The organism is Protofrankia sp. CiP3 (assembly GCF_917627345.1).
Lineage (GTDB): Bacteria > Actinomycetota > Actinomycetes > Frankiales > Frankiaceae > Protofrankia.
Map to the genome: position 1 here is coordinate 1,030 of NZ_CAKJTM010000085.1, position 2,875 is coordinate 3,904.

General features: G+C 71.9%; 1 protein-coding gene. It reads right to left on the reverse strand.

The features are described from left to right. Positions 1 to 2,875: type I polyketide synthase (locus MJ797_RS20960; RefSeq protein ID WP_239339631.1), on the reverse strand; the 2,875-nt coding region annotated here is incomplete at both ends.

The window sequence follows — 2,875 nt, forward strand, 5'->3', positions numbered from 1 at the left end:
GGCGCGGACGGCCGGTCTGCGGCCAGGCCTGCTCCTCGGCCAGTACCTGGACGTTCCCCGCCGTCCAGTCGACCTTGGACGACGGCGTCTCAGCATGAAGCGTCCGCGGCAGAACCCCGTGACGCATCGCCAGGATCATCTTGGCGATCCCCGCGACTCCAGCAGCGGCCTGGGTGTGACCGATGTTCGACTTCACCGACCCCAACCACAACGGCTCACCCTGCTCACCGCGATCGCCGTACACCGCCAACAGCGCCTGCGCCTCGATCGGATCACCCAGAGCAGTCCCCGTGCCGTGGGCCTCGACCGCATCCACCTCGGCCGGGGCGAGCCCGGCGCTCGCCAACGCCTGACGGATCACCCGCTGCTGCGACGGACCGTTGGGGGCCGTCAACCCGTTGGAGGCGCCATCCTGGTTGATCGCACTGCCCCGGACCACAGCCAGGACCTCATGCCCGAGCCGCCGCGCATCCGACAGGCGCTCCAACACGAGCATTCCGGCGCCTTCGCCCCAGCCCATGCCATCCGCGGAATCCGAGAACGCCTTGCACCGGCCGTCGGCGGCGACACCGCGGAGCCGGGAGAACTCGATGAACACGCCTGGGTGAGCGATCACCGTGACGCCGCCGGCGAGGGCCATTGAGCACTCACCCGCCCGCAACGCCTGGGCGGCCAAGTGCAACGCCACCAGTGATGACGAGCACGCCGTGTCGACGCTCACCGCCGGGCCCTCCAAGCCCAGCACATACGAGATTCGCCCGGACGCGACGCTTGAGATCGCACCCGTCGACCGGTACCCGTCCAGCTCCGGAAGTGCCGCCGACGCGTCGGCGGCGGTCTGGTAGTCGTTGGCGATCAGCCCGGTGTAGACGCCCACGTGCCGGCCCCGCAGGGAGGACGGGTCGATCCCGGCGTGTTCGAGCGCATCCCAGGAGGTCTCCAGCAGCAGCCGCTGCTGCGGATCCATCGCCAACGCCTCACGCGGACTGATCCCGAAGAACCCCGCGTCGAAGCCCGCCGCGTCGGTGAGGAACCCGCCCTCACGAACGTAGGACTTCCCCGGCGCGTCCGGGTCGAACAGGCCGTCCAGGTCCCAGCCCCGGTCGGTGGGGAACTCCCCCACCACGTCCGCACCCGACGACAGGAGGTCCCACAAGGCGGCCGGGCCGTCCACGCCTCCGGGCAGCCGCAGTCCCAGACCGACGATGGCGACGGGCTCGTCCGTGACGATCTTCATCGGGGGGATGACGGCGTGAGTCGGGGTGAGACCGGCCACCTCGGTGAACAGGTGGTCAGCGAGCGCGGCGGGCGTGGGGTAGTCGAACACCAGCGTCGCCGGCAGGGCTGTTCCGGTCAGAGCGGTGAGACGGTTGCGCAGCTCGACCGACGTCAGTGAATCGAACCCCGCGTCGCTGAACGCCTGGTCGGCCCGCACCAGGTCCTGACCGGCGGCCCCGAGGATCACGGCGGCCTCGGCGCGGACCAAGCCGACCAGATGGGCCACCTGATCCTCCCGATCCATCGCCGCCAGCGTCGCCTGCAGCGCTCCGACGGTGCCGGAGGCGGCGGTGCGGCGCTGCGGCCCCGCCAGAGCCTGGAGCAAAGGGGGGACAGGACCGTGGTGGCGACGCAGCACCGCCAGGTCCAGCACCATCGGGACCAGCGTCGGCTGACGGGAGGTGAGAGCCTGATCCAGCAGCGCCATACCCGGCTCGGGATCCAACGCGCCCATCCCGGTGCGGCTCATGCGTGCCAGGTCGGCCTGGCTGAGGTGCTCGGTCATCGTGCTCGCCGGCGCCCAATAGCCCCAGGCGAGGGACACCGCGGCCTCACCGGCGGCACGCCGACGGGTGGCAAGGGCGTCGAGATAGCAGTTCGCGGCCGCGTAGTTCCCCTGCCCCGGAGCGCCCAGCACCCCGGCGACGGAGGAGAACAGCACGAACGCCGCCAGCCCGAGCCCTCGGGTCAGCTCGTCCAGATGCGCGGCCGCATCCGCCTTCGGACGCAGTACGGCCTCCAGCCGCTCCACCGTGAGCCCGCCCAAGACCGCGTCATCCAGCACACCAGCGGTGTGGATCACCCCACTGAGCGGCCCCGGCACCGAGTGCAGCAGGGCCTCGGCCTGACCCCGGTCGGCGACGTCACCGGCGACGATCCGCACGTGGGCGCCGGCGGCTTCCAGCTCCTCCCGCAGCTGTGCGGCTCCGGGCGCGGCGGGGCCTTGCCTTGAGACCAGCACCAGGCTCCGGACCTCATGCTCGGCGACGAGGTGGCGGGCGACGAGACCGCCCAGGGTCCCGGTTCCGCCGGTGATCACCACGCAGCCCGCACCCAGGTCCCCGGCCGCGAAATCCTTCTGCGGGGCTCTGGTAAGTCGGGGGACTTCGATCCGCCTGTCCCTGAGCCGGATCTCTCCTTCGTCCGCGGCGGCGGCCTGCTCCAGCGGACCCATCAGATCGACGGGTTCCGCCGCGTCCGAGGCGAGGTCGACCAGCAGGATGCGGCCGGGGTTCTCGGACTGGGCCGAGCGGGTCAGCCCGGCGACCGCGGCCGCCACCGGATCGCTGCCCGCGTCCCGGACCACCACCGCCAGCCGGATTTCCCGGAAGGCCGGGTCGGTGGCGAAGACCTGCAGCACCTCCAGCACCCGCGCCAGTTCCCCACGCACCCGCGCCAGTTCTCCGGCGCCGTCGGTAGGCCCGGCATCAAGGATGAGCCACGGCGGGAGGTCCTGTTCCAGCGCTCGCAGGTCGGCCACGTCCCCGATCACGGCACCGGCAGGCGCGTCGGCCGAGGCCTGGCCGATGGAGAGGGGGATCCAGTCGAGGGCAAACAGCGCGCCGCGGGCCGACGCGTCGGGGGCGGTGAGGTCGGT